The 23787-nt window shown below is 55.4% G+C and carries 13 protein-coding genes and 1 tRNA gene; 8 read left to right on the forward strand and 6 right to left on the reverse strand.

The window, feature by feature from the left end:
- Positions 1 to 47: 47 nt before the first annotated feature.
- From ACO6TI_RS23595 to ACO6TI_RS23605, 3 genes are read right to left on the reverse strand one after another with little or no spacing between them, the layout of a single operon-like run.
- Positions 48 to 983: an ABC transporter permease subunit gene (locus ACO6TI_RS23595; RefSeq protein WP_104701967.1), complete on the reverse strand. Its 936-nt coding sequence runs from the start codon at positions 981 to 983 to the stop codon at positions 48 to 50.
- Positions 980 to 1900, reverse strand: coding sequence for a carbohydrate ABC transporter permease (locus ACO6TI_RS23600; RefSeq protein WP_104701968.1), 921 nt, complete (start codon positions 1898 to 1900; stop codon positions 980 to 982). The genes ACO6TI_RS23595 and ACO6TI_RS23600 overlap by 4 nt, the downstream gene beginning before the upstream one ends.
- A complete protein-coding gene (locus ACO6TI_RS23605; RefSeq protein WP_350184888.1) occupies positions 1900 to 3057 on the reverse strand; it encodes an ABC transporter ATP-binding protein in 1158 nt (385 codons plus the stop codon). Before ACO6TI_RS23605 ends, ACO6TI_RS23600 begins: the two co-directional genes overlap by 1 nt.
- A gap of 116 nt (positions 3058 to 3173) precedes the next feature.
- Here ACO6TI_RS23605 and ACO6TI_RS23610 point away from each other — a divergent pair, with 116 nt between their 5' ends.
- From ACO6TI_RS23610 to ACO6TI_RS23635, 6 genes are all read left to right on the forward strand, one after another.
- Entirely contained in the window at positions 3174 to 4064 is an 891-nt protein-coding gene (locus ACO6TI_RS23610) for a LysR family transcriptional regulator (protein ID WP_104701970.1), read from the forward strand.
- Between the two features lie 367 nt (positions 4065 to 4431).
- Positions 4432 to 5760 carry a TolC family outer membrane protein gene (locus tag ACO6TI_RS23615; RefSeq protein ID WP_208992698.1) on the forward strand — a complete coding sequence of 443 codons (1329 nt, stop codon included), beginning with the start codon at positions 4432 to 4434 and terminating at the stop codon, positions 5758 to 5760.
- Positions 5761 to 5952: 192 nt separating this feature from the next.
- Entirely contained in the window at positions 5953 to 8154 is a 2202-nt protein-coding gene (locus ACO6TI_RS23620; RefSeq protein WP_422383482.1) for a type I secretion system permease/ATPase, read from the forward strand.
- Positions 8154 to 9467 carry an HlyD family type I secretion periplasmic adaptor subunit gene (locus ACO6TI_RS23625; RefSeq protein WP_055116872.1) on the forward strand — a complete coding sequence of 438 codons (1314 nt, stop codon included), beginning with the start codon at positions 8154 to 8156 and terminating at the stop codon, positions 9465 to 9467. Before ACO6TI_RS23620 ends, ACO6TI_RS23625 begins: the two co-directional genes overlap by 1 nt.
- A gap of 29 nt (positions 9468 to 9496) precedes the next feature.
- Complete coding sequence (locus ACO6TI_RS23630) at positions 9497 to 10474, forward strand: transglutaminase-like cysteine peptidase (RefSeq protein ID WP_422383483.1); 978 nt, start codon at positions 9497 to 9499, stop codon at positions 10472 to 10474.
- 133 nt (positions 10475 to 10607) lie between these two features.
- A complete protein-coding gene (locus tag ACO6TI_RS23635; protein ID WP_422383484.1) occupies positions 10608 to 11318 on the forward strand; it encodes a hypothetical protein in 711 nt (236 codons plus the stop codon).
- 116 nt (positions 11319 to 11434) lie between these two features.
- Here the strand turns inward: ACO6TI_RS23635 and ACO6TI_RS23640 are convergent, their stop codons facing one another.
- The 3 genes from ACO6TI_RS23640 to ACO6TI_RS23650 form a co-directional block, all read right to left on the reverse strand.
- Positions 11435 to 19963: a DUF5801 repeats-in-toxin domain-containing protein gene (locus ACO6TI_RS23640; protein ID WP_422383485.1), complete on the reverse strand. Its 8529-nt coding sequence runs from the start codon at positions 19961 to 19963 to the stop codon at positions 11435 to 11437.
- An 879-nt stretch (positions 19964 to 20842) separates the two neighbouring features.
- On the reverse strand, positions 20843 to 21646 hold the full coding sequence (locus tag ACO6TI_RS23645) for an ABC transporter ATP-binding protein (RefSeq protein ID WP_422383486.1): 804 nt from the start codon (positions 21644 to 21646) through the stop codon (positions 20843 to 20845).
- A gap of 127 nt (positions 21647 to 21773) precedes the next feature.
- Positions 21774 to 21859: transfer RNA gene (locus tag ACO6TI_RS23650), tRNA-Leu, on the reverse strand.
- Positions 21860 to 22091: 232 nt separating this feature from the next.
- Between ACO6TI_RS23650 and map the strand changes: the two genes are divergently transcribed.
- Both map and radC read left to right on the forward strand, forming a co-directional pair.
- Positions 22092 to 22934 (forward strand): type I methionyl aminopeptidase, encoded by an 843-nt coding sequence (gene map / locus ACO6TI_RS23655; protein ID WP_029061629.1) that lies wholly within the window; start codon positions 22092 to 22094, stop codon positions 22932 to 22934.
- A 36-nt stretch (positions 22935 to 22970) separates the two neighbouring features.
- Complete coding sequence (gene radC / locus ACO6TI_RS23660; RefSeq protein ID WP_321207119.1) at positions 22971 to 23651, forward strand: RadC family protein; 681 nt, start codon at positions 22971 to 22973, stop codon at positions 23649 to 23651.
- The last annotated feature ends 136 nt before the right edge of the window (positions 23652 to 23787 follow it).

Raw genomic sequence — 23787 nt, forward strand, 5'->3', positions numbered from 1 at the left:
ATTCAGGTGATGGGACCGCCGGATGGCGGTCCCGCATATTGTTGGGATCATTTCATCCCCGACAGTGTGATGCCTTCAATGAAGCGGCGCTGTGCGATCAGGAACGCCACGATCAGCGGTGCGACAATGATTGTCGCCGTCGCCATCATCGGTCCGAAATTGTCGCCATCCGCGTCACCCTTGAACTCGCGCAGACCGAGTGGCGGCGTGAACAGAGACCGGTCACCGGTGACGACAATGCGCGGCCAGAAATAGTCATTCCAGTGAGCGACCACCGAGAAGATTGCAAACGCCAGCAGCGCCGGAATAGCAGTGGGAAGCATCACGTTCCAGATAATCGAAAACTCGCTCATGCCATCCATGCGCGCAGCGTCGATCAGGTCGTCCGGCACGGTCATGAAGAACTGCCGCATCAGGAAAATTCCGAAAACCGAAATCGTCCAGGGAATGATCAGCGCGGCATAAGTGTTCGTTAGTCCGACCTTGGCGAGCATGATGTATAGCGGCAGCGCAATGGCGTGAACCGGAATGAGCAGACAGAAGAGAACAAGGCCGAATATGGCTTCCCTGCCCCAGAACCGCAGTTTCGAAAGGGCATAGGCACAAGGCAGGGCAACCAGGACCTGAATGAGAAAGATGGACACTGTCACGACCACGCCATTGAAGAGATACCGCAGGAGTGGCGCTTTCTCGAAAGCAGTGGTGTAGTTGTAAATAACCGGCGTCACCATGCAATCCACGGCGTCCTTGCCAAGCTTGATGCAATAGTCGTCTCTGAACAGCTCCTGCATCCCGAAGAAACCGCCTGTGTTCTGCATGATTTCGGCCGGGCTTTTGAAGCTGTAGCTGAGCATCACGTAGAACGGCAGCAGCACGATTACGCTTCCCGCGATCAGCACGATATGTTTCAGGGTCTCGGCACCTGAAAAACGGAATGCAGGCAAGGCACCCGCACTGACTGCCGCTTGAGTTGTCTCACTCATGTGTAGTGCACCCTTTTTTCCACCAACCATCGCTGTGCCAACGTCAGGAACATCACGAAAGCCAGGAACACGACCGTGATTGCCGCCCCGATCCCCATCAGGTTTTGCTGGATCGCTTTTTCGTAGATCGCGAACATCATGACGTAGACCGATTTGGACGGCCCTCCACCCTGCGGATAGAAGGCTTCAACGGTGTCGAAAACCTGAAACGATCGGATGAATGAAATCGTGACGACAAAGACGGTTGTCGGTCCGAGCATCGGCCATGTCACGAGCCGGAACCGGTCCCAGGCTGTCTCTGCGCCGTCCATCTCCGCCGCGTGGTAAAGTTCGCGCGGAACGGATGTCAGGCCGGCGAGATAGAGCACCATGTTGAAGCCGAAACCCTGCCAGATGCCGATAAAGGCAACGGTCCAGATCGCATAGTCCCGGTCCGTCAGCCAGAGCGGGAAACCGCGTTCGCACCCTTTGGCGTACCAGTGCCATGTCTCCAGAAATGAACCGCACCCGCGCTCGAGCGTCGAATTGACAATGCCGATGGTCGGGTGGAAGGCGAATTCCCAGACAATCGCCATGGCGATCAGCGCCGCCATAACGGGCAGAAAATAGATTGTCTTGTAGAGATCGCCGAAGCGTCTGGTCGAGTTGATCAGAAGCGCAGCACCGAGCCCGAGACCAACGGAGAGCGGAACCACGACAAAGACGTATCGGAAGGTGGCGCCGAACATCTTCTCATACGTCGATCGCGTGAAGATCTTTTCGTAATTGTCCAGGCCGACAAAGTCTGCTCCCGGATTCCCCAGGCTGTAGTTTGTGAAACTCAAGGCTCCTGCAATCGTGATGGGCATCAAAAGAATGACCACCATCAGGAACAGAGCCGGTCCGACAAACCACCAATGTGCTTTGGTACCTTGCATCAGGCCACCTCGGCGACGTCTTCGGCAAGCGACCTGCTGAGATCCAGACGCCGTCCGTCATTGCCGAATACCATCGCCTGTCCGCGCTCCCGGCTGACATGAACTGTCTGACCAAATGATACGGTCCGCCCTTCAACTGGTGAGACCCGGACAACAAGACGCTGCGACGCGTTCATAATGGCGACATGGAGATAAATGTCGGCGCCCAGATTTTCCTTGTGTACCACCTGACCCGAAAAGCTCTCGGAGACGTCCTTGTCACAAAGCGACAGATGCTCGGGACGCAATCCGATTCTTACCGGCCCGGCAGGGGCATCGGTTGTGACACGCGACAAAGGCAACTCGAGACAGCGTGCGTGACCTTCCTTGTCGACTGACCCGGGCAGAAGATTGATTTTCGGTGCGCCAACAAATTCCGCGACACGCAGTTCCCTCGGATCATTGTAGATCTCGTCCGGTGCGCCGAGTTGAAGAATTTGGCCGTCCATCATGACAGCCATTCGGTCGGACATGGTCAACGCCTCGGCCTGGTCGTGCGTCACATAGATGAATGTCGTCTTCAAAGCCCTGTGCAGTTCGGCAAGTTCGGAACGCATATGGATCCGAAGAGAGGCATCCAGATTGGAAAGCGGTTCATCCATCAAAAACGCGACGGGTTTGCGAACCATGGCCCGGCCGAGCGCCGCTCTTTGGCGCTGGCCTCCGGAGAGCTGACCCGGTTTTCGGTCCAGCAGATGATCGATCTTGAGAATCTGGGCCGTATCACGAACCTGTTCGATGATCGCCCTGTATCGGGTGCGTGCAATGAGCGGCCCCAACACAGGCAAACGTCCCGCAAGGGGAAGATCCCGGAGTTTCAGCGGCGTCATCATGTTCTGTGCGACGCTCAGATGCGGATAAAGCGCGTAGGACTGGAACACCATCGCCAGGTTACGGCGCGCCGGACGCATGTCATTCACTGCGATACCGCCGATCGCAACAGTCCCGGAGGTCGGGGCTTCCAACCCGGCCAGAATGCGCAACAAGGTTGACTTGCCGCAGCCGGACGGACCGACAAGAGTGAGAAATTCGCCATCTGTGATGTCGAGATCAATCCCGTTCAGAACCGACGTTGCACCAAAACTCTTTTCTATTCCCGATAAGGATATCGCGGTCATCGATCACTCCCGTTGCCAGGAGAGACCTTATTGAGGTTGATTGAACTGTGTGTGACGTAATATTAGTGCAGCTAATAGCAGTTACGGTTTGGCAGCTCAGCTAACACGGAACTGTCATGAACACGTCTCCCAGCCCCTACCAGATCAAGGCTTTCACCCATGTTGCCCGCGAGAAAAGCTTTTCGCGTGCCGCAGGAACACTCGGTGTAACCCAGTCTTCCATCACACAGCACGTCGCAAAACTTGAGGCGTTGATGGGTACGCAGTTGTTTATTCGTCGCCGAGGCGGCCTGGAACTTACCCGGGCGGGCAAGGAGCTCTTCGCAATATCCGATCGGTTGACGACCATGGAACAGTTGGTCAACGAAAAAATCAGTGACTACAGCGCTCTAACCGACGGTCATATCAGGCTGATTGCAAATGCTCCAAGACCTGCGATGCCAATCATCGCGGAATACGGCAAGCTTTACCCGCAGGTTCAGATCGACTTCACTCTCTACAATTGGACAACTGCCATGACGCTTCTGGCCGAGCGGCAAGTGGATATTGCGATCATGACAGAACCGGAAGATGGTCCCGCGCTCTTCACGCATGAATTGCGGCGCAGCCGTTACAAGGCCCACATGCAGGCGGATCACCCGCTTGCGGCAAGGTCCGCCGTCTCCCTGCGTGATCTGCAATCGGAGACGTTGGTCCTGCCCGAGGACGGCTCGCTGACACAGAAAATCGCAAGGAAGAAAATGCAGGAACACGGAATTCAGTTCTCGCGCATCCTGCGAACAACCACATTCCCGATGGTGAAAGAGGCAATACTTCACGACCTCGGGATCGGCTTACTCCTGGAAAAGAGCATTTTCCCGTCCGATAGGCTTGCAGCGGTTCAGGTCGAGGAAATGCCTGAGGAATATCGCGACTGCATTGCCATACCGGCCGACAAACGCGAACTGCGTCTTATTCGCAGCTTTCTCGATGTGGCGGTTGAAGTCAGGGCCGGTGAAGGGTTTTGATCATGGTTGACCAGCGGCACATTTCAGAGGGATATCGCGCTCTTCAATCTGGGCCGCGGATTGGTCAGGCAATGGCAATCGAGCAATAGATTCTGCCCGGAAAGTGCTACTTCAACTTCAAAAACACTTTTTGGTTGCTTTCAATTCTTTCACTTATAGTAAACAAAAATTTAAAATTCGTCTTAAAATCCGGACTTTACACTGAATTCGTTGCGGGATAGCAACACCGGAGGCTATTCCCCGCTCCAAAGCACAACATAAGCATGGGCATGCGCGTGAAGGTATAATAATGTGCGGCGGAACAAAAAACATAAAAGTGGCACCGCGTTCTATGCGTATCTTATCGGCTCTCCTTTTGAGCGCTTGCTTGGTTGAAGTATCTAGTGCGGCGGACCTCCGGCAAGTCGTTCAGGAAGCGGTTTCGACCAATCCGGACATTCTGGAATCCGCGGCCAACCGGCGCGCGCGCGATTACGAATATCGCCGGTCGCAAGGAGCGTTTCTGCCGACCCTCGATCTGTCTGCAGAGCTTGGCCCGGAACGACTGGATCGACCCAATTCCTTTTCTGCCGACGAAAACGACAAATGGCGATTTTCCAAGGAATTCACGGTGACCGTGCAGCAATTGCTGTTCGATGGCTTCACCTCGGTCAACCAGGTCTATCGCCAGAGTGCCCGGGTCGACGGTGCTGCCTTGCGGGTGATGGAGAGATCCGAGGCAACTGCACTCGACGCGGTCGAATCCTATATCGACGTCTTGAGAAACACGGCAATTCTTGCCAAGGCGCGGCTGAACGTCGACAAGCATCGCCGGATCTATTCCGATGTCCGGCAGCGTTTCGAAGGCGGTGAAACCGGCGCCGCCGATCTGGCACAGGCGCGCGAACGCGTCGCGGCGGCCGAAGTTATTGTTTCAGAGGTACAGCAATCCCTTCTGGACACTATCGCCAAATATGAGCGTGTCGTCGGAAAGAAACCTGCTTCGCTCGCACCTGCCAGCCCGGCCAAGCTGCCGGGACGATCGGTTACCCAACTGGTCGATTCGGCGGTACAGGTTCATCCAACGGTCCGCGCGGCGATCGCAGATGCGGATGCTGCAAAGTTCGAATACCAATCCACCAAGGGAAATTTTCTTCCTGAAGTCGCTCTTCAGGGTCAAGCGACAGTCGGCGATGACGTCGGTGGCATTGAAGGGCGAAACAATGAGTATTCCGGAAAACTGGTTTTTTCCTGGAATCTGTACAATGGCGGTCGCGACACTGCCCTCACCCAGGAATACAGCGAGCGCCTGACCGAAGCACAGATTCGTGTCGACCGGGTTCGCAGGGAGTTGAAGGAAGGGATCGAACGGTCCTTTGCTGCCGTGTCGACAACCACCAGCCGGATCAAGGCCCTGCGTGAACAATTGGCAGCGAACAGGCAGGTTGTCGAAGGCTATCGTCAGGAATACGACATCGGCCAGCGCACGCTGCTGGATGTTTTGAATGCAGAGAACGCGCTCTTCAACAGTGAGATAGAGTTGATTTCGGTGCGCGCGGTCTACGCGTTTTCCACTTATCAGCTGCGGGCGACGTCAGGTGACCTGCTCGCTTACCTGAATGTTTCACCTCCGCCCGAGGCGGCAGACGGACAGCGGGACTCCGCGACAGTCCTTCCCAGAAACCTGATAAATCTCGAGCCGTTACGTAAATTCTAACGTTTCACACGCATATTTGGATTGCCGGGCAACCGGTGAACCAATAATTTACGTCTACACACCGCAACGAGGCTTTGCCGGAAAACGTTTGCCTTGTCCGGATCGCCTGTCGTGTTGTGCGGGCCGGATCTCAAAGGCCGGATGCACGGCGAATGACCAAAGCGGTGACAGAGCCCGTGGTCCGCACCAGACATGCTGCAAAAAAGCACCGACGAGAATTCGAATACGGACGCAACGCCGCGGACTTCTGCGACAAGGGACCCGTTGGCGGATGCTTTGAAATACATCGCCCGCGTCCATGGCTACCACGTCAGCGATTCCGTGATCTGGAACGGTCTGCCTCAAACAGGTGACAAACTCTCCGTCGGCGTCCTCGGCCGGGCGGCGGCAAACTGCGGTCTGAAGGTTCTGCCAGACAAGAAGGAACTTGAGACGATACCGCTGGCTGCCTTGCCCTGTATCGTCGCGATGAAAAACTCCGAAATGCTTGTGCTCACGAGCATGAACAAGGAAACGGGAACGATCGAACTGGTCGACCCTGCACGCGGCACGGACAAGCAGCACCACCAACTCGACGACATTCGTGACAACTACAGTGGCTATGCAATTTTCTTTCAGCCAACCGTAGACAAGACCGGTCAGAGCGAGCGGGCGCTCGGCTCGAACGGCCATTGGTTCTGGAGTACTATTTCCAGCTATTGGCGTGACTATGTCCACGTTGCCATTGCCGCATTGCTGATCAATCTGCTGGCCCTGGCCTCACCACTCTTTACAATGAATGTCTATGACCGGGTGGTTCCGAACTTCGCGATCCCGACCCTCTGGGCCCTTGCGGTCGGGGTCATTTTGACCCTGATCTTCGATTTCATCCTGAAAATCGCGCGGGGGCAGATCATCAATGTTGCCGGCAAGCGGGCAGACAATGCCCTTGCCAGCAAGATCTTCGCTCACGCCCTTGCCATCGATTTCGAAAAACGACCGGTAAGCTCCGGCCAGTTCGCCAACCACATCCGTGAATTCGAAAATGTCCGGGAATTCATAACGTCTTCCTCGCTGGTTTCGATCATCGACGTGTTTTTCATCGGAATCTTTGTCGCAGTTCTCTTCCTTCTTGTTGGCCCGATTGCGATTGTTCCACTGGTCGCGGTACCGATCGTGCTTGCGATCAGTCTGTTTGTTCAGGCACCCCTTTCCGGCGCAATAGAACAGTCGCACAAGGAAAGCGCGATCCGGCATTCAATTCTCGTGGAGAGCATCGCCAATCTCGACACGGTGCGGGCGCTGAACGCCGAAGGTCGCATGCAGACGAAATGGGAACGGTCCGTCGCTGCAAGCAGCGCCGCAATCATGAAGGGTCGTTTCTGGGCTCTTGTTGCCCAGTCGGGAACGGGACTGGTCCAGGCATCCGTGTCCATAGCCATCATTGTCTGGGGCGTTTACCTGATCCAGAGCGGGGATATCACAATGGGTGCCCTGATCGCGGCCATGATGCTCTCCGGTCGTGTTCTCGCTCCCCTGGCGAATGTCGCCAACACTCTGACACGACTGCGACAGACGCTTCATTCCTACAAGACCCTGAACGATGTCATGTCGACAGAAACGGAACGCAAGCCGGGGCGGACCTACATCAACAAGCGCATCGCGTCAGGGTCTGTCGAATTCAAGGGCGTCAATTTCCGCTACCCCGGCGCAGAGGACGACAGTCTCAAGAACATTTCATTCAAGATCACGCCGGGCGAAACCGTCGGGCTCATCGGACGCGTCGGTTCAGGCAAAAGCACCATCGGCCGGCTCTTTTCAGGTCTCTACTATCCGAGCAACGGGACTGTGCTGATCGATGGAACGGATACACGCCAGTTTGATCCGGCAGACCTCAGGTCAAATGTCGGCTTTCTGTCGCAGGACAATGTTCTTTTCAGCGGTACAGTGCGCGAGAACATAAGCGCGGGCGACCCTTTTGCCGATGACGATGCCCTCGTCGAAGCCGCCCGGATTGCAGGCGTCGAGGAATTTGTCGCTCAAAGCCCTCTCGGCTACGACCTTCAGGTCGGAGAAGGCGGACGCTTCCTGTCGGGAGGACAAAAGCAGGCTGTCGCCCTGGCGAGAATTCTGCTGAGAAAACCACGAGTTCTGTTTCTCGACGAGCCGTCGAGCCATCTGGACCTGGCTTCAGAACGCAGATTGATCACCAGACTGATGGAATACAACACCCCGGACACAACGGTTGTCATCAGCACGCACCGCATGAGCCTCGTGGAACTCACCGACCGGCTTATCACGCTCGATTATGGCAAACTGGCGCTGGACGGTCCCAGGCAGGAGGTCCTGAAGAAACTTCAGGAACTGGGTGCGGTCAACGCGGCAAATCAGCAGAATTCGCAAGGTGGTGCATGATGAATTCTGGTGACTGGAACTACGCGAACGATATCCGCGATGTCATTCAGACCAAACCGCCGCGTTACACGATCAACGTCATCCGGATCGGTTTGGTGCTGTTTGTGGTCATTCTCGCATGGGCCTACTTTGCAACCCTTGAGGAAGTCACGCGCGGCGATGGTCGCGTCGTCCCTTCCCGCCAGATCCAGGTCGTGCAGGCTCCCGACCGTGGTATTGTCGAAAAGATATTCGTTCGGGAGGGCGACATTGTCGACGAAGGCCAACCCCTTATCGAAATCGACGATACGACCTTCTCTTCGCAACTGGGCGAGATCAGGCAGCGCCGATGGGCGCTGATGGCCAGGCTCGCGAGGCTCGATTCAGAAGCTGACCGGAAATCACTGGAATTTCCTGAAACGCTGCTCAACGAGGCGCCCGGCCTGATCGCGGAAGAGGAAAACGTCTTCCGAGACAAGAAAGCCAGCCTCGAGAACGAACTACGTGTTCTTCAGAACCAGGCGTCCCAACGCGAACAGGAATATCAGGAACTTCTGGCAAAGCAGACCAAACTCGAATCCGTCATTGAGATCCTGGAACGCGAGGTGGAGATCAAGCAAAGTCTCTATGAACGAAGGGTTCTTCCGGAAATCGAATTTTTGCAGTTGCAGCGGCAACTAAAAGAAAGCGAAGGAGAGCTTGCCATCACCCAGGCGTCTGTTCGGCGTGCGGCGGCTGCAAGGGAAGAAGCACGCGAACGCTCCAGCAACGCGGTTGCGACCTTCGTCTCCGAGGCCAGTCAGCAGTTGGCCGAGACACGCGGTGAATTGGCGGTGATCAATGAAACCCTGAAAGGCGCGGCGGACAAGGTGCGGCGCACAGAATTGGTTTCCCCCGTCAAGGGGATCGTCAACAAATTGAACATCACGACGATCGGTGCCGTGGTTCAGCCGGCAGCGGATCTGGTTGAAATCGTGCCCCTTGAAGATACCCTTCTCATTGAGGCCCGCATCCGTCCGAAGGACGTCGCGTTCCTGCATCCCGGGCAGAAGGCACAGGTCAAGATAACCGCTTATGATTTTTCAGTTTACGGCGGTCTTGAGGGAAACCTGGAACGAATAAGCGCGGATACGACCGAGGACGAAGAAGGTAATCGTTTTTTCCGCGTAATGATCAGAACAGATAAAAATCATCTTGGTTCTGATACTGAACCTTTACCAATAATACCAGGAATGGTTGCTTCGATAGATATCTTAACCGGTGAGAAAACCGTTCTGGACTACATCTTGAAACCGATCAAGAAAGTTCGGGACGAAGCACTCCGGGAGCGCTGACGTCTCGACAATAACGAGGCGATCGGCAGATGGATCATGGAGCGACCGCACCGGCAATGCCGGTGGCGAACAGGAAAGTTGTGCGCGCGTCCTGGCGGACGGGATTGTGCGTCATCGCTCTCCACTGGGCCGTGACCCCCGTTCTTGCCGAAAGCGATCCGGCCCAGATTTCAAATTCAGCGGACGCGTTGGCCATCTCCCCATTGCATACGGCGAGACTGGAACCGGACCCTGACAGTCTGAATTTCACGCAAAAACACGAAGATGCGGCTGTCAGCGTTGCAAAGGCGGTAATTCAGGCGAACCTGGTCGGGACACCAAGAACCAAGCCGACAACCGGCCACAAGGCTCTATCTCGTCAGGCTCTCGCTGCAACCGTTTCTGCAGGCAGCAACGGGACGATAGCACCGAGCAAACTGTTCGGAACGCCAGGAGAACCGATCTCCCTGTCTCCGGTCACCAAACGTTGGCAGAGAGCGCTGGAAAACCTGGAACTGGACGCGGATGTTTCGGGGAAAGACCGGAACAGTTTTCGCGCCTATTCGGCCATCGTGAACCAGGTTCGACCCCATCGACGCGGACTGCAGATCCCGAAGATCAATTACATGGTCAATCGCCTCCTTGCCTACCGCGAGGACAGCGTCCTCTACAAGTCTGGAGAATATTGGGCCAGTCCTGTCGAAACATTGTCCAGACGTGCCGGCGACTGCGAGGACTATGCCATCCTGAAATATACCCTACTGCGTGACCTTGGTGTCAAAGACGATGACATGCGGATTGTCGTTCTGCGCGATACGGCCGCTCGCCAATATCATGCGGTCCTTTCGGTACGCCACAAGGGACAGTGGCTCATATTGGACAATCGGTTCTCACGCGTCCGGTTTGAACGCGATCTTCCGCACTATCAGGCTCTATACTCGGTCAACGCAGCCGGAGAGTGGGCGCATGCACCCAGGGCCGGCTCACCGGTTCGTCTCGCGGCAAGACTGAAATCCGCAACCCGGTAAAAAAGGTCTCTTGCAGACCGGAGCTTCCGCAGTCACGAGAGCCATTACGACACGCCGATTGTGTCTCCCAAGCCGGTCCAACGCGTGATATACGCGCGTCATGCAAGCACGAGGTCAAAACGCCGGAACACGGATGCGCGCCCTGTCATCCCCTGCCGTCATTCTTGGAGTGGTCAGTTGCCTGTTCGCTTTAGGTGTTGTCGTGGCCGGATTTCTGTTGGCCGAACACCAGAGAGCAATCCTGAGCACGGACCAAAGGAAATCCGACGCAGAACGCGCGCTCCTGATCAGTGAACTCAAGGATGCGAGACTTGCCGGTCCGAAATTGCGACTTGAGGAACTGGCCGCTCTGCCGCTCATTCCCGAATTTGTTGACCTTTCAAGGCGCCAGCCGGACGGTTTGGAAGCGCAAGAACTTAGAGCCTATCTCCGGACCGTACTTGAGGCTGCATCCAGCGAAACAGGTTTGGCCCGTATTGCGATCGTCGATGCAGAAGGACGACAACTTCTCAGCGCGGATAGCCTGATCTCGAATGAGACTACCGAAGAAAGCCACAGGCTTGCGGCAATTGTGTACGACATCAACGACCCGGCGAAAGCAGCCGGAAAAATCGCGGGTTACGTTCCGAAAACTGCAATGTCAATGCTGCTGCCGTCGGACACGAATTCACCAACAAGTACAGCAGGCATCTTGTCTTCAACCTCGGCGAATTCGGGCACCCGGGCTGTACTTGATATTCCTGGCACGACCCGCTTGCTATCGCTGGTAGCCGGCATTGCGATTGCGTTCTTCGGACTCTCAGGCGCGGTCCTGTTGCGAAGGCAAATTCTCCGAAAATCCTGAAAAACCATCGTCATCTGGTTCTCCACAAACGTGCGTGGGCATCATTTGCGTTGACAATCGTCAAATAAAAAAGGCGGGCTTGCGCCCGCCTTCAAGACATTCAAACGCTAAGAGCTTCAGCCAATGTTTACCGGGATCTGCGCCTCGCTGCCATCGCTGTCCAGAACGACCCGGATCGTCTCGCCCATCGAGGCATGATCTTGAAGCGTCGCCGCGTCCTGCCAGTCGTGTGCCGTTCCATCGCCGTCGCGGTCGATCTTGAGCGTTATCGCACCTTCGGCCTCTTTTTGCGCCTGCACGAATTCCTCGACATCCGCACCCGGTCCAAATGCCCCGTCGAGCAACTCGCCAAGATCGATCCGGTCGCCATCCGCGAATGCGTAATCGGTGATGATATCGGCCTCTGCGAGGGAATTGAGGACAAATGTATCGGCGCCCGCGCCGCCGGTCAGCGTATCGGAACCCAGCCCGCCGATGAGAATGTCATCGCCGTCGGTCCCGACGAGAACATTGTCGCCGTCGTCACCTCTGATGGTCGATCCGGTGATGATTGCACCCAGTTCGATGTTTTCAACCGGGTTGATATCACTGTCGTTCTCGGGTTGATCCTGGATATCTGCCACGACAGTGCCGCTAACGGATGTCGGAGACGAACCGGTCGCTGCCGTGTCAGCTGCCAGGACTTCCAGTTCAACCGCGCGCGTTACCACGTTGCCGTCAGCGAAATTCAACGCGATTTCGACCGAGGCATCTCCAACATATCCTTCGCTGGAAGTGAAGGTGACCGTGAAGTCGTCCGAAACTGTTAACTCTCCATGTTCGGATGCCCGGGTCACCGATACACTTGTCAGTCCCGCTGCAACCTCATCACTGGACGCTGCATAGATCACCAGAGCAACTCCGGCGGCAATAGCCGTCGATTGCCGCGTCGTTTCTTCAGCATCCGGGCCGTCCACGTTGGCAACCGCAAAAGCCGCACCGGCATATTCACCCGTGCTTCCGTCGGTCTTCGTGAAAGTGCCTTCGGCAAATACCGTATTGCCATCAACATCCTGATAGACCGACCGGGCGCCCAGATCGATTGACGCTACACCATGTTCGACAAGCGATTTCAACTCGCCTTCCTGTACAACACCGTCGGAGTTGGCGTCCTGCCAGACCTTGATGTCGTTGAAAGCGGCGTCGCCAGCGTCGATGACCCCATCACCGTTGTCATCGAGTGACGCGAGGGCTTCAAGGGAATCGGCATACGATCCTCCATTGAAGCTTTCCGAGAAGATTTCCGAACCGTTCTCGATTGCTCCTGATCCGTCGACATCCATGACGAGCAGACCATCATCGGAACCAACCCACCCGGTCTGTTCGACAATTCCGTCCGCGTTGACGTCGAATTCGACACCGTTTTCAGCTGAAATCAGTTCAACACCGTCACCATCCAGGTCGAGAATGATCGGATCGGAGGAGAAATTGAAGTCCGAAGCACTAAGTGCTGCCGGCGACACTCCTGTGATAACAGCAACATATTGGCCGTTGACGTTATCGAATATTGTGGCCCTTCCGAAGGCGTCGCTGCCGATCGTCAGGTCGGCAAATGTCAATCCGCCAGTGATCGTGATCTTGTCTGACCCGTCCTGAAAGAAGAAAACTTGGTCGGCATCGGAAATCGAGGCACTGCCTTCGCCGGCAGCGAAAACGAATTCGTCGGCTCCAGTCCCACCGAACAACCTGTCCTGACCAGTGCCGCCCGCGAGCTTGTTGTTACCGAGCACTCCGAAGATATCATCATTACCGGCACCGCCAATGAGCGTGTCATTGCCACCAAAGCCCGCGATGAAGTCATTGCCCTCGCCGCCTGAAATCGTGTTTGCCTGACCGTCGCCGAAGATGGTGTCGTTGAAGTCAGAGCCGGTAACATTCTCGATGCTGACGAGATTGTCGTGATCAATCGTGTCGGCTGCGATTGCGTCCGCCAGAACCGTAAAGCCCAGGCTCTGGTTAGCCAGATCCGTAGACCAGTTCAGGTCCATCCTGACCAGAACAGCTTCCGAATTATTGGAATAGTCCGCTGTATCCGTGCCTTCGCCTCCGTCAAGCAGATTAATCCCGCCGCCTCCGTTGAGCGCGTCGTTTCCACCATTACCCGTCAGTGTGTTGTTGTTGTCATTGCCGACCAGAACATCATCGCCACCGCCACCAATTGCCTCGTCGATCCCTTCCATACTGTCGGCGCCGACAACGGCAGGATCGGCATCATCTCTGTCGGTTGCAGTTTCCCCTGCTACCGTTTGCCCGAGAATTGTCTTTTCAGCGTCGCTCAGATTAACGAACACACCGGATGTCAGGCCGGAATAGTCGACAGAAGTGCCAGTGAGCGTTCCTGCCGCGTCGACGCGCACGGTAAATGCGCCGTCTTCACTGTCATCGCCATCAGCGTCGGTCGCTTTGAAGGAAAATGTCAGGTCCAGGTAACGGTCCGTTCCCACCGAAGTGGTATGATCAAGTGGCTGCAGAAGTTCGAAATCGTAGCTACCTGTTCCCTCGTCGGAGAGCGACACCGTCAAAACAACACTGCTTTCCGTCGCTTCAACCGGCACGGCGGCTCCAACGTATCCGACAAGAATGCCATCGATGATCGCGAAATTGACAAGCTCACCGTTGGAATAAATCTCGGTCAAGGCCCCATCCGCATCGGCAAAGGACACGTTGTCGACAGCAGTCGCCTCGGAAAAGCCGATCGAACGATCGCCAGGTGCGCCATCATCGTCATTGGCATCATCGATGCCCCACTCGATGCCAAGATCGACGGACTCCAGCGTACGAGTGCCGTCTTCTTCTACAACAGTATCGTCAACAGTACCGATTTCCGGACCGCCATCGCGAATCCTGATTGTTGCATTTGCAGCATCGGTGTCCCCGTCTCCATCCGTTACGGTGAAGCGAATGCGGAATATCAGCTGGTCCGCACGTCCTGTCTCTCCTGCATCAGGATGATCGAGACCGACAAACTGCTCGTAGGTGTAGTTTCCATCCGGGTTTACGACGAGTTCAAAGGCCTTGGTTGCGGTTCCTTCCAGAACAGCAGTCACGGTTATCACACCGCCTGCATCCGTCGAGCTGGACCAGATGACGGGTACGCCGTCTGCTGAAAGCGTTCCACGCCGGTCAGCACCGCTGGCATCCGGATCAAACGTACGGATGTAATCCCCATCGGAAATGAACGTGATCCCGGTTACTGTTGCTCCGTCCGCACCGCCATCGAACTGAAGTTGACCGGAAACAATCGAAGTTTCGGTGTCTGCTTCATTTTTCGCAACGCCTGATCCGCGCCTGAAAGCAGTTGGACCGTCATCGTCAAACGTGACGTCTGCGCCAATCGATACGTCATTCGAAACGGTATCGCCATCCGCATCGGTAACGGTCAGAACCGCGGAAATCTTTCCTGCCAGCGAGATATGCTCGTCAGAACTTGTCGGGTCAGGATGTTTGAGTGACAGATATTGCGCGATGCTGACGTTTCCGTCTTCATCGAGATGAATCGCAAACGCTGCATCACCATCCCCGTCAATTCGTCCGACAACGAGGTCGCCTTCCATGGAAAGCGTGATCGCCTTGCCGTCCGTCGTCGTGATCCCGGATGCCGGATCGTCGATGCGCAGGGAAAGCTCGACGCTCGGATCATCATCCGCGCCGCCCTCAGCGTCGAAGCCGACGACACCAAAGCTGGCATAGATCGGGCCCGGCAGGTCTGCGTCGCTACCTGTCGACGTTACGTCGGAAAACAGATCAACGATCTCCGGATCGAACTCTCCTGTCGATGGATCGAAGACATTGTCGCTGTGAAGTCCGTATGTTTCGTCAATCCGTACGTAGTCGACGACGGCAATTTCCGGAACCGGCACGTCGTCCGTTACATCGACAAGGAGTTTGCCGGTAAGGCCACTACCATCGCCATCAGCATCCGTGACTTCGATAACCGCACCGAAATCTATCTCGCTCAGCGATCCCGAAACGGTATCAAGTACCGAGTTTTGTCCGTTCCCGGAGACATGATCAAGCTGATCGTGAAGCCGGACTGCGTAGTCGCCATCCGTCTCCAGCTGAAGACTGATGACCGGACGGTCGACAAACAGATCGAAACTTCCGTCGCCCTCATCCACATAACCGAAGAGAAACGAGGATCCCGCGATTTCAGTGACAGCGAAGGAAAGCGCTTCTCCGCGAGACTGAAGGCCCAGCGCTTCCATGTCCGCTGCAGCGTTTGGGGAGAAAGAAAATCCGCCAGTATCTCCACGACCGTCTGCACCGAAGTCGACCAGGGCCGCAAGGGACCCCTCGGCAAATGCCGGACCAACAATATCGGCAAAGCCCGTTGTAGATCCGTCGGCGTTTCCGTCGCTGGGCTCCGAACCAATCGAAAAGAAGCTGACAATGTCGTCTTCGTCTAGCGTGGCTCTTTCAACCCCATCGCCGACAACCGGCGTGTCGTCGTCAACACCGACAGAAAATGTCGAAGTCGACGTATCGCCGTCGCTGTCCGTTGCAACGTAGAGAAAATCGAGAATCAGGTCGTTTTCGTCGGCACCTTCAAGGTGGTCGAGAGAACCCTCTAGATCGAACTTGAATGAGCCACTTTCGGTGTCGAACAATTCGACCGTGAAAATGACGCGCCCGCCGGCGGTCGCCGTCAAGATGTCGAGAGAGGCGTTCAGCGTGTAGCTGAGTGCCTCGCCGTTGGATGTCAGGCCGAGCGCAACAAGCTCGTCGACTGAGCCACCGTCGCCTTCGACAAAGGTTACTGCACGATCGCCGTTTCCGGCTGAAGTTCCACCATCAGGAACGGAGTTCTCATTGTCGGCCCCCCAGAATATCGCCAGTTCGCCGTAAACGGTCGTCGCGTCACCATCCGTATCGAGACTGTCGTTCGTCACAGTGGCTGCATCGCCGGGCTGGCTGTCCATGTTGCCGGCCGGCAAGTCGTCCTCGTCCACGAGGGCTGCGACACCGCCTGTCTCGATGGTGAGGCTCCAGGACACAAGTGAACCTGTGTCTTTTACGAAGACATCATCAATTTGAAGCGTCCAAGTTCCCTCCTGGTTCAGTCCGTCCAGCAAATCCAGATCTGAAACCGTGGGGCGCCAGCTTCCGGCAAACGGCGGTGTTGCAACTGCCAGACTGTTGGCAGCTTCGTCATCCAGCGTGACCGTACCGTCGACCGCTCCGTCGGCACCGCTGACTTCCACGAGGCGGACCAGAGTGCCATTGGGAGCGATCAGCGTGATCTTGAGATCCCGCATCCAGTCATGATCCAGCACCAGGGAGAGATTCAGGTCCCGGATCGTTCCGCCTTCGGGAACTTCAATTGTCGACGAAAGAACTTCACCGAGATTACCGTCATCGGGAATCGCGAGATTGATTACACCTGAATCGTATGTCACCGGTCCAACGACGCCAATGTCGTGGATGTTGGCCGAGGCAATTGACGGGCTGTCGTCAATAACCTGGACGGTGAACGCGTCGGTCGATGTGTCACCGTCGCTGTCACGCGCAATGAAATCAAAGGACAACGACAGGACATCTTCCTCAACCGAAGACGTACCCTTCAATGGATGATCAAGAGTGTCGTCCAGAATGAACTGGTAAGAGCCTTCTGCATCGTCGGAAAGCGCCACACGGAAAACGCTTCGCTCTTCGGTGTCGCCATAGTTGGCGTAAGCGGTCAGAAGCGTACCGTCGTTGGACAGGACATAGCTCAACGCATCACCGCGCGACGTGAGCGTCGCAGGATCTATTGCAGCCCCCTCGCCGTCTTCAACCGCAATTACACTGGCAATGTCAACGATCTCGCCGTCGGCAGCATCTGAAAAAACGACAGATCTCTGGCCACCGGCAGTGGCCGTGTCCTGCACCGGCAGGCCATCGACTTCAGTGTCAGCGCTGTCGGTATCGTCCGCGCCCCAGGTAATGTTCAACGACGCAGTGGCCTGTTCAGTCAACGGAGTACCGAGATCAGCCGGCAAGCCGTCAATATCAAAGGGATCTCGGTCGTCATTACCCCCGGGAAGATCTTCTTCCTCGACGGCGCTTGCAACCGGCTCACTGGAAAGCGGTGCATCGTCAACGACCGAAACGCGGAAATCACCTTCAACCGTGTCGCCGTCGCTGTCACTTGCTATGACAGCAAAGTCGAGATCCCAGGACTCCGACATTGCGCCTGAGCCGGGAAGATCGTGATCGATATTGCCGAGCAGTTCGAATGTATAGGATCCCGACCCGTCGTCGGAAAGGGATACGACGAAAACCTTGTCAGCGTCGGTTCGACCATCACCCTTGTAGGCAGTCAGAACCGTGCCATCTGAATTCAGGACATAGTCAAGCTCGATGCCATCCGACGTCGTGAGTTGGGTTGGCTGGTCTGCGATGGCGGCGAACACGACCGAACGGTTGCCGGTGCCACCCGGTGTGTCCTGAAGTCCGCCTGTATCCGCCGTGTCGCCGTCATCGGCACCAAAGGTGAAATTCAGGTTGCCGGTTTGCGTCAACGCTGTCGCGTCCGGATCAGTGCCGCTTGCCAGATCGTGTTCCTGCAGCGTCACGTTCTCGGCAATACCTGCTTCCGGTTCGTCATCGACAATCGTGACGCGGAATTCACTCGCCACCGCGTCACCATCTCCGTCACGCGCAACAAATCCGAAATCCAGGTTCCATGACACCATCTTGCCGGTCGACCCCGGGGGATTGTGATCAATGTTGCCGAGCAATTCGAACGTGTAGGAGCCCGAGCCGTCGTCGGAAAGGGACACGACAAAAACCTTGCTCTCGTCTCCGCGATCATCACCCTTGTAAGCGGTCAGAACCGTACCGTTTTCAGAAAGAACATATTCCAGCGCAAGGCCATCCGACATCGTTGCCTGGGTCGGCTGATCGGCGATAGCTGCAAAGACGATGGAACGGTCGCCCGCTCCGCCCGGAGTGTCCTGCACCGCTCCGTCATCTGCTGCGTCGGCGTCGTCCGCACCCCAGGTGATGTCCAGATCACCAGTCTTGACCAGCGCAGACGAATCCGGGTCAGTTCCGGTTGCAAGGTCGTGTTCCTGCAATGTACGCTGCACAGGCTCGCCGGCCTGCGGTTCGTCATCCTCGATTGTTACCCGAAGACCGCCCGTAACCGCGTCGCCGTCACCGTCATTTGCAACAAAGGCAAAGTCGAGGTTCCGGCTCTCGGTCGCTAGACCGCTCTCTGAATCGACATGATCGATGTTGTCGAGGAGTTCAAACGTGTAGGAGCCCGTTCCATCATCAAAAAGCGTGACGATGAAGACCTTGTCCGCGTCTCCACGGTCGTCTCCCTTGTAGGCTGTCAGGACCGTGTCATTTTCCGAAAGTTCATATTGAAGCGCAACACCGTCAGAACTGGTTGCTATCGTCGGCTGATCCGAGATGGCAGCAAATACGACTGAGCGGTTGGCAGTGCCACCTGGTGCGTCCTGAAATGCGGCGTCAACGGCATCATCGGCGTTGTCGGCACCCCAGGCAATGTTCAGTTCACCGGCCTTAGTCAAAGAAGATGCGTCGGGATCGGTTCCGTCGTCCAGGTTTTCTTCCCCAAGCGTAAGTTGCTCCGATTCTCCGGTTTCGGGCTCGTCGTCGATGATGTTGACCGTGAAAGTGTCACTGTCCGCATCACCGTCTGAATCGTATGCGCTGAAGCCGAAGACCAAAGGAATGCTGGTATCCTGACCGTCACCAATGTGATCCAGGTTTCCGAACAGGTCGAATGTATACTGACCGCCGGGTGCTCCGCCGGAACTCACCACGTCAAGCGTGACAGTAAATACGGCCTCACCCGTGCCGGCCTTGACGGCAGTCAGGGTCTGGCCGCCGCCGGGGTTGGTGACAACGCTCAATACCAGAGGCACACCGTCGGAGGTCAACCCGCCAGGCAGACCGTCGAACTCAAGTCGCGGAGTACCGCCGGGGTTTTCGCCGAAGTCGACATCCAGGGTTGCAGTGACCGAAACCGGACCGTCGGGGCCAGTACCCTCTTCCAGGTTTTCCTCATCAAGCGTGCTGTCGACCGGTGTACCGATATCCGGTCCCGTATTGTCAGCGGACTCCGAGAAATCGTCGACAAGAAATGCTCTTTCACCCGGCAATTCGCCACGTAGCAGATCGCCAAATCCGAGTCCGTTTCCAAGATCGCCGATTTCCGTTGGTTCGAAATTCTGACCCGAGCTCTGCGAACTTCCAAGTGCTGTCGCAAGATTGCTGGTTTCACCGGCCGCGGTCTGTATCTCTTCGGCGAGTTGCAGATTGGCGAGTGACACGAAACCGTCGATTGACAGCAATTCGTTGTCGCCAACGATGACCGCCTCGGCACCACTGTCCCCTTCGAAGAAATCCTGGATGATGACCATACCGCCGTCGGCAAAGATCATCTGCAGGTCACCGTCGATGCGGAAAAAGGAAATGTCCTCGTCAAGGATCTGCCGAAAGTCGACAAGCCGACCTGAGTTTCTCAGCACGACCACGCTGCTTTGTGCCGCCGGACGATCCACGACAAGTGGTTCTGATGCACCATCCGCTGCTGCACTGTTCCCTGTCCCGGTGGAAATGTTCGCTTGCGCTATCCGGACAAATTCGTTCATGGCCAAACACTCTGCACTTTTATGGTCAGTTTTTATAAAATCGGCGCTACAACATTTACAATTTTTTCACCAACCATGAAAGTCACGAGTACATTAACTTTAGAAAAGGTAAACGTGTACGTTTGAAATTGAACGAAATCGCAGGTTTGCAATCAGAGGCGATCGCACTCGAACAGAAATAAATTTGTAAAAAGCACTTCTTAGGCGATATTTCTTCAGTGAAAATTGTTAATTTTTCAAATTTTGGAGATTTTCATCAGAATTATTATTGAATCGAATTTCAAATTTTCGATTTTTATTCAAGGAGTTTTACGATTTACATGAAACCGTCTGATTGATTGCCGCTTCAGCACAACTGCAGGAAAGCGGGGCAGTATTCAATCGCAATCATTAGGCTACTGTCCGCAATGGTTTTCTCGAAAATTCATGGCAAACCCGCTGAATTATCAAACAGACAGAACAAATGAAGCGGTTGAATTCAAAACAGCGAGGTTCGATTTGCCACAAAACGGGAATCCGGCCCATTAGCTGCATTTTCCTTTTCATGTTCTGGAAACTTGGACCCGAAAATTTAGGTCAGGCGAAAATCAATTTGCAAAGTGGCATTTTCTTAAGATTATTACTGAAACTCTTCGGGAAAACACGTTGATTTTAACAAAATTCTCGCGATCCGTATCCCAATGCAACGGCACAACAATGCATTCGTTAAGGCGAGACTTGTGGAAATCAATCGTGTCGAATGAAGATCGCAAAGTCGGTTTATGGCCGAAAAGAGGCAATTTCACATAGCCAGCTCACTGAATTTTCGCCTGGATCAGCTGACAAACGAAGTCGGATTGCCGGTGCACCGGTCTTGCATCACCAGCCCCGCTGGCGCTCTCAAACAAGATCGGCTGCTGCCGTTTCCGTTTCCATCGCTACATGAAGTGCCGCCGACACCCGCCTGCATAGTCCTGCATAATGGGCAGACGTCCGGAAGACTTCATCGCGTACAATGGAAGGGTCTATTTCGATCTGGTCGGTAACGCATCCGGGCCGGGACTGCATCACGGCAACCCGCTCGGAAAGAAACACCGATTCAAACACGGAGTGCGTGACAAACACGACTGTCAGACCAAAAGCCTTCCAGATCCTCAACAAGTCATTGTTCAGTTTGAAACGTGTTATCTCGTCGAGAGCCGCAAAAGGCTCGTCCATCAGGAGAACGTTTGGTCTGGTGACCAGTGCCCGTGCTATCGACACCCGCATTTTCATGCCACCGGACAACTCGCGCGGATAACCGTCGGCAGACTGGCCGAGACCGACCATCTCCAGCGCTTCCAGGACGCGGTCGCGTGCGGATGCCCTTGAAACACGAGCGAGGCGCAACGGAAGCCAGACATTCTCGAAAACCGTCGCCCAGGGCATGAGCGTCGGTTCCTGAAAAACGAAGCTCAATTCGTGTTCCCGCTGGTTCGTCTGCTCCTGCGGCCATCTCACCGACCCCGACGACGGTTCGGCCAGCCCGGCGATGATGCGCAGCGCGGTCGATTTCCCGCATCCGGACGCCCCCAGCACGGACAGAAATTCTCCGGCCTGGACATCGAGATCCAACCCGTTCAAGGCAACGGTCCCGTTCGCAAACGTTTTTGAAACGTCCTCAAGAGACACGATTACATCAGTATTTGCGGGACGAATGTTCATTTGCGCAGCACTATCGATTAATTGCCAAGTCTGCAAATATTCCAATTGCACATTGAAATCCAGAAGTCATCTGAACCATTTGAGAGGCTCGGCAAACCTGGTTCTTTTCGGCTAAGTGAAGAGACTTTGGTGCGGGCGACGGGACTCGAACCCGTACAGCCTAGGGCCGAGGGATTTTAAGTCCCTTGTGTCTACCAGTTCCACCACGCCCGCTTGTTCTTTTCACCTATCCGGCCTGAAAAACTTTCGCAAGCCGAACCATGCGCTTTTAGATAATCTTGCAACAAGTTTTCACGGCGGCCTTGTTTTTGCTGAAACCGAAGCTGGAAATTGACGCTGCCGGAAGGTATGTGAACAATTCAATGAGACAGATTAACAGGGTGTTCCGTCCCGTTTGAAACCCGTATTATGTGCGGTACCGCCCACGCAACGAGATACATTTTCCATGGTCAGCTATATCGACGCCGCAGAAGCCCCGCTGAAAAACACCGGTCAGGTCCGGTTGTACGGACCGGAAGATTTTGAAGGCATGATGCGCGCAGGACAATTGACGGCGACCTGTCTTGACGAACTGGCAGGCATCGTCAGGCCGGGAACGACAACGCAGGAAATCGACGATTTCGTGTATCAGTACGGCCTGGATCATGACGCCCTGCCGGCGACCCTGAATTATCGCGGCTATACCAAGTCCTGCTGCACATCGATCAATCACGTCGTTTGCCACGGCATTCCGAACAACAAGGCACTGCGTGAAGGCGACATCGTCAATATCGATGTGACTTTCATTCTCGATGGTTGGCACGGCGATTCCAGCCGCATGTACCCGGTCGGCCAGCTGAAGCGGGCCTCGGAACGCCTGATTGATGTCACCTACGAGTCGTTGATGCGCGGAATCGAGGCTGCGAAACCGGGCAACACCACCGGTGACATTGGCGCGGCTATCCAGACATATGTCGAAGCTCAGCGCTGCTCGGTTGTGCGCGACTTTTGCGGACATGGTCTTGGCCTTCTGTTCCACGACACACCGAACATTCTCCATTACGGACGCCCCGGCGAAGGTGTGGAGTTGAAACCGGGCATGATTTTCACGATCGAACCGATGGTGAACCTGGGCCGTCCGCACGTGAAAGTACTCGGCGACGGGTGGACGGCGGTGACGAGAGACAGGTCTCTTTCCGCGCAGTTCGAGCATTCCATCGGGATTACGCCGGATGGGTGCCAGATATTCACCACCTCTCCGAACGGTCTTCACAAACCCGGACGATCGGGCGACGAGAGCCCGATCTAACAGATGAAGGACCCGGACTCGCCCCCTGCGGAAAAAATGTCTGCCGCCGCGGACAACAAGGGGCATCGCCAACGGCTTAGGGAAAGGTTTCGCAAGTCTGGTGAGGAGGGTCTGGCCGACTACGAACTGTTGGAATTTCTGTTGTTTTCCGCCCTTCCCCGCCGCGACACGAAACCGATTGCAAAAGCCCTGCTCCACCGCTTCGGTTCCTTTTCGGCCGCATTGGCAGCCCCTCGCGCGCGCTTGAAGGAAATTGACGGCCTGTCGGATGTCAGTGTCGACGCCTTGAAGGCCGTTCATGCTGCCATCGCGCGCTACCATCGTGCCGAGTTGAATGAGCGGCAGCTGCTCGATTCCTGGTCAAAGGTCATCAATTATCTGCAGGCATCGATGGAACTGTGCACTGTGGAGCAGTTTCGCATTCTGTTTCTGGACCGGAAAAACGGTCTTATCGCGGACGAGATTCAGCAAACCGGCACTGTGGATCACACACCCGTCTATCCGCGCGAAGTGATACGAAGGGCGCTTGAACATTCAGCAACGGCTCTGATCCTCGTGCACAACCATCCTTCGGGCGATCCGACACCCTCGCGAGCGGATATTCAGATGACCAAAAAAATCATCGACGTCGCGGCCCCGCTGGGAATAGAAGTTCATGATCATGTGATTATCGGCCTTAGAAGCAACGTCAGTCTGCGCGGTCTTCAACTGATTTGAAACCAAAAACTCAATTTTTTTCCAGAAAACCCTATACAAAATCCGGCCCGTTTCCTTGCTCACGGCCAGGGAGAACCAGATAGATTCAATTTTCCCATTATTTTACTAAGATACTGGAAGCATTCATTAACTCGCA

Source organism: Roseibium album (genome assembly GCF_965233825.1).
GTDB lineage: Bacteria > Pseudomonadota > Alphaproteobacteria > Rhizobiales > Stappiaceae > Roseibium > Roseibium album.

What these genes read in the sequence shown, in the direction of transcription:
- ACO6TI_RS23605 (WP_350184888.1), bottom strand. Translation starts at nt 3,057, where the DNA reads ATGACCGCGATATCCTTATCGGGAATAGAAAAGAGTTTTGGTGCAACG.
- ACO6TI_RS23645 (WP_422383486.1), bottom strand. Translation starts at nt 21,646, where the DNA reads ATGAACATTCGTCCCGCAAATACTGATGTAATCGTGTCTCTTGAGGAC.
- ACO6TI_RS23595 (WP_104701967.1), bottom strand. Translation starts at nt 983, where the DNA reads ATGAGTGAGACAACTCAAGCGGCAGTCAGTGCGGGTGCCTTGCCTGCA.
- ACO6TI_RS23635 (WP_422383484.1), top strand. Translation starts at nt 10,608, where the DNA reads ATGCGCGCCCTGTCATCCCCTGCCGTCATTCTTGGAGTGGTCAGTTGC.
- map (WP_029061629.1), top strand. Translation starts at nt 22,092, where the DNA reads ATGGTCAGCTATATCGACGCCGCAGAAGCCCCGCTGAAAAACACCGGT.
- radC (WP_321207119.1), top strand. Translation starts at nt 22,971, where the DNA reads ATGTCTGCCGCCGCGGACAACAAGGGGCATCGCCAACGGCTTAGGGAA.
- ACO6TI_RS23610 (WP_104701970.1), top strand. Translation starts at nt 3,174, where the DNA reads ATGAACACGTCTCCCAGCCCCTACCAGATCAAGGCTTTCACCCATGTT.
- ACO6TI_RS23600 (WP_104701968.1), bottom strand. Translation starts at nt 1,900, where the DNA reads ATGCAAGGTACCAAAGCACATTGGTGGTTTGTCGGACCGGCTCTGTTC.
- ACO6TI_RS23620 (WP_422383482.1), top strand. Translation starts at nt 5,953, where the DNA reads ATGCTGCAAAAAAGCACCGACGAGAATTCGAATACGGACGCAACGCCG.
- ACO6TI_RS23640 (WP_422383485.1), bottom strand. Translation starts at nt 19,963, where the DNA reads ATGAACGAATTTGTCCGGATAGCGCAAGCGAACATTTCCACCGGGACA.
- ACO6TI_RS23625 (WP_055116872.1), top strand. Translation starts at nt 8,154, where the DNA reads ATGAATTCTGGTGACTGGAACTACGCGAACGATATCCGCGATGTCATT.
- ACO6TI_RS23630 (WP_422383483.1), top strand. Translation starts at nt 9,497, where the DNA reads ATGGATCATGGAGCGACCGCACCGGCAATGCCGGTGGCGAACAGGAAA.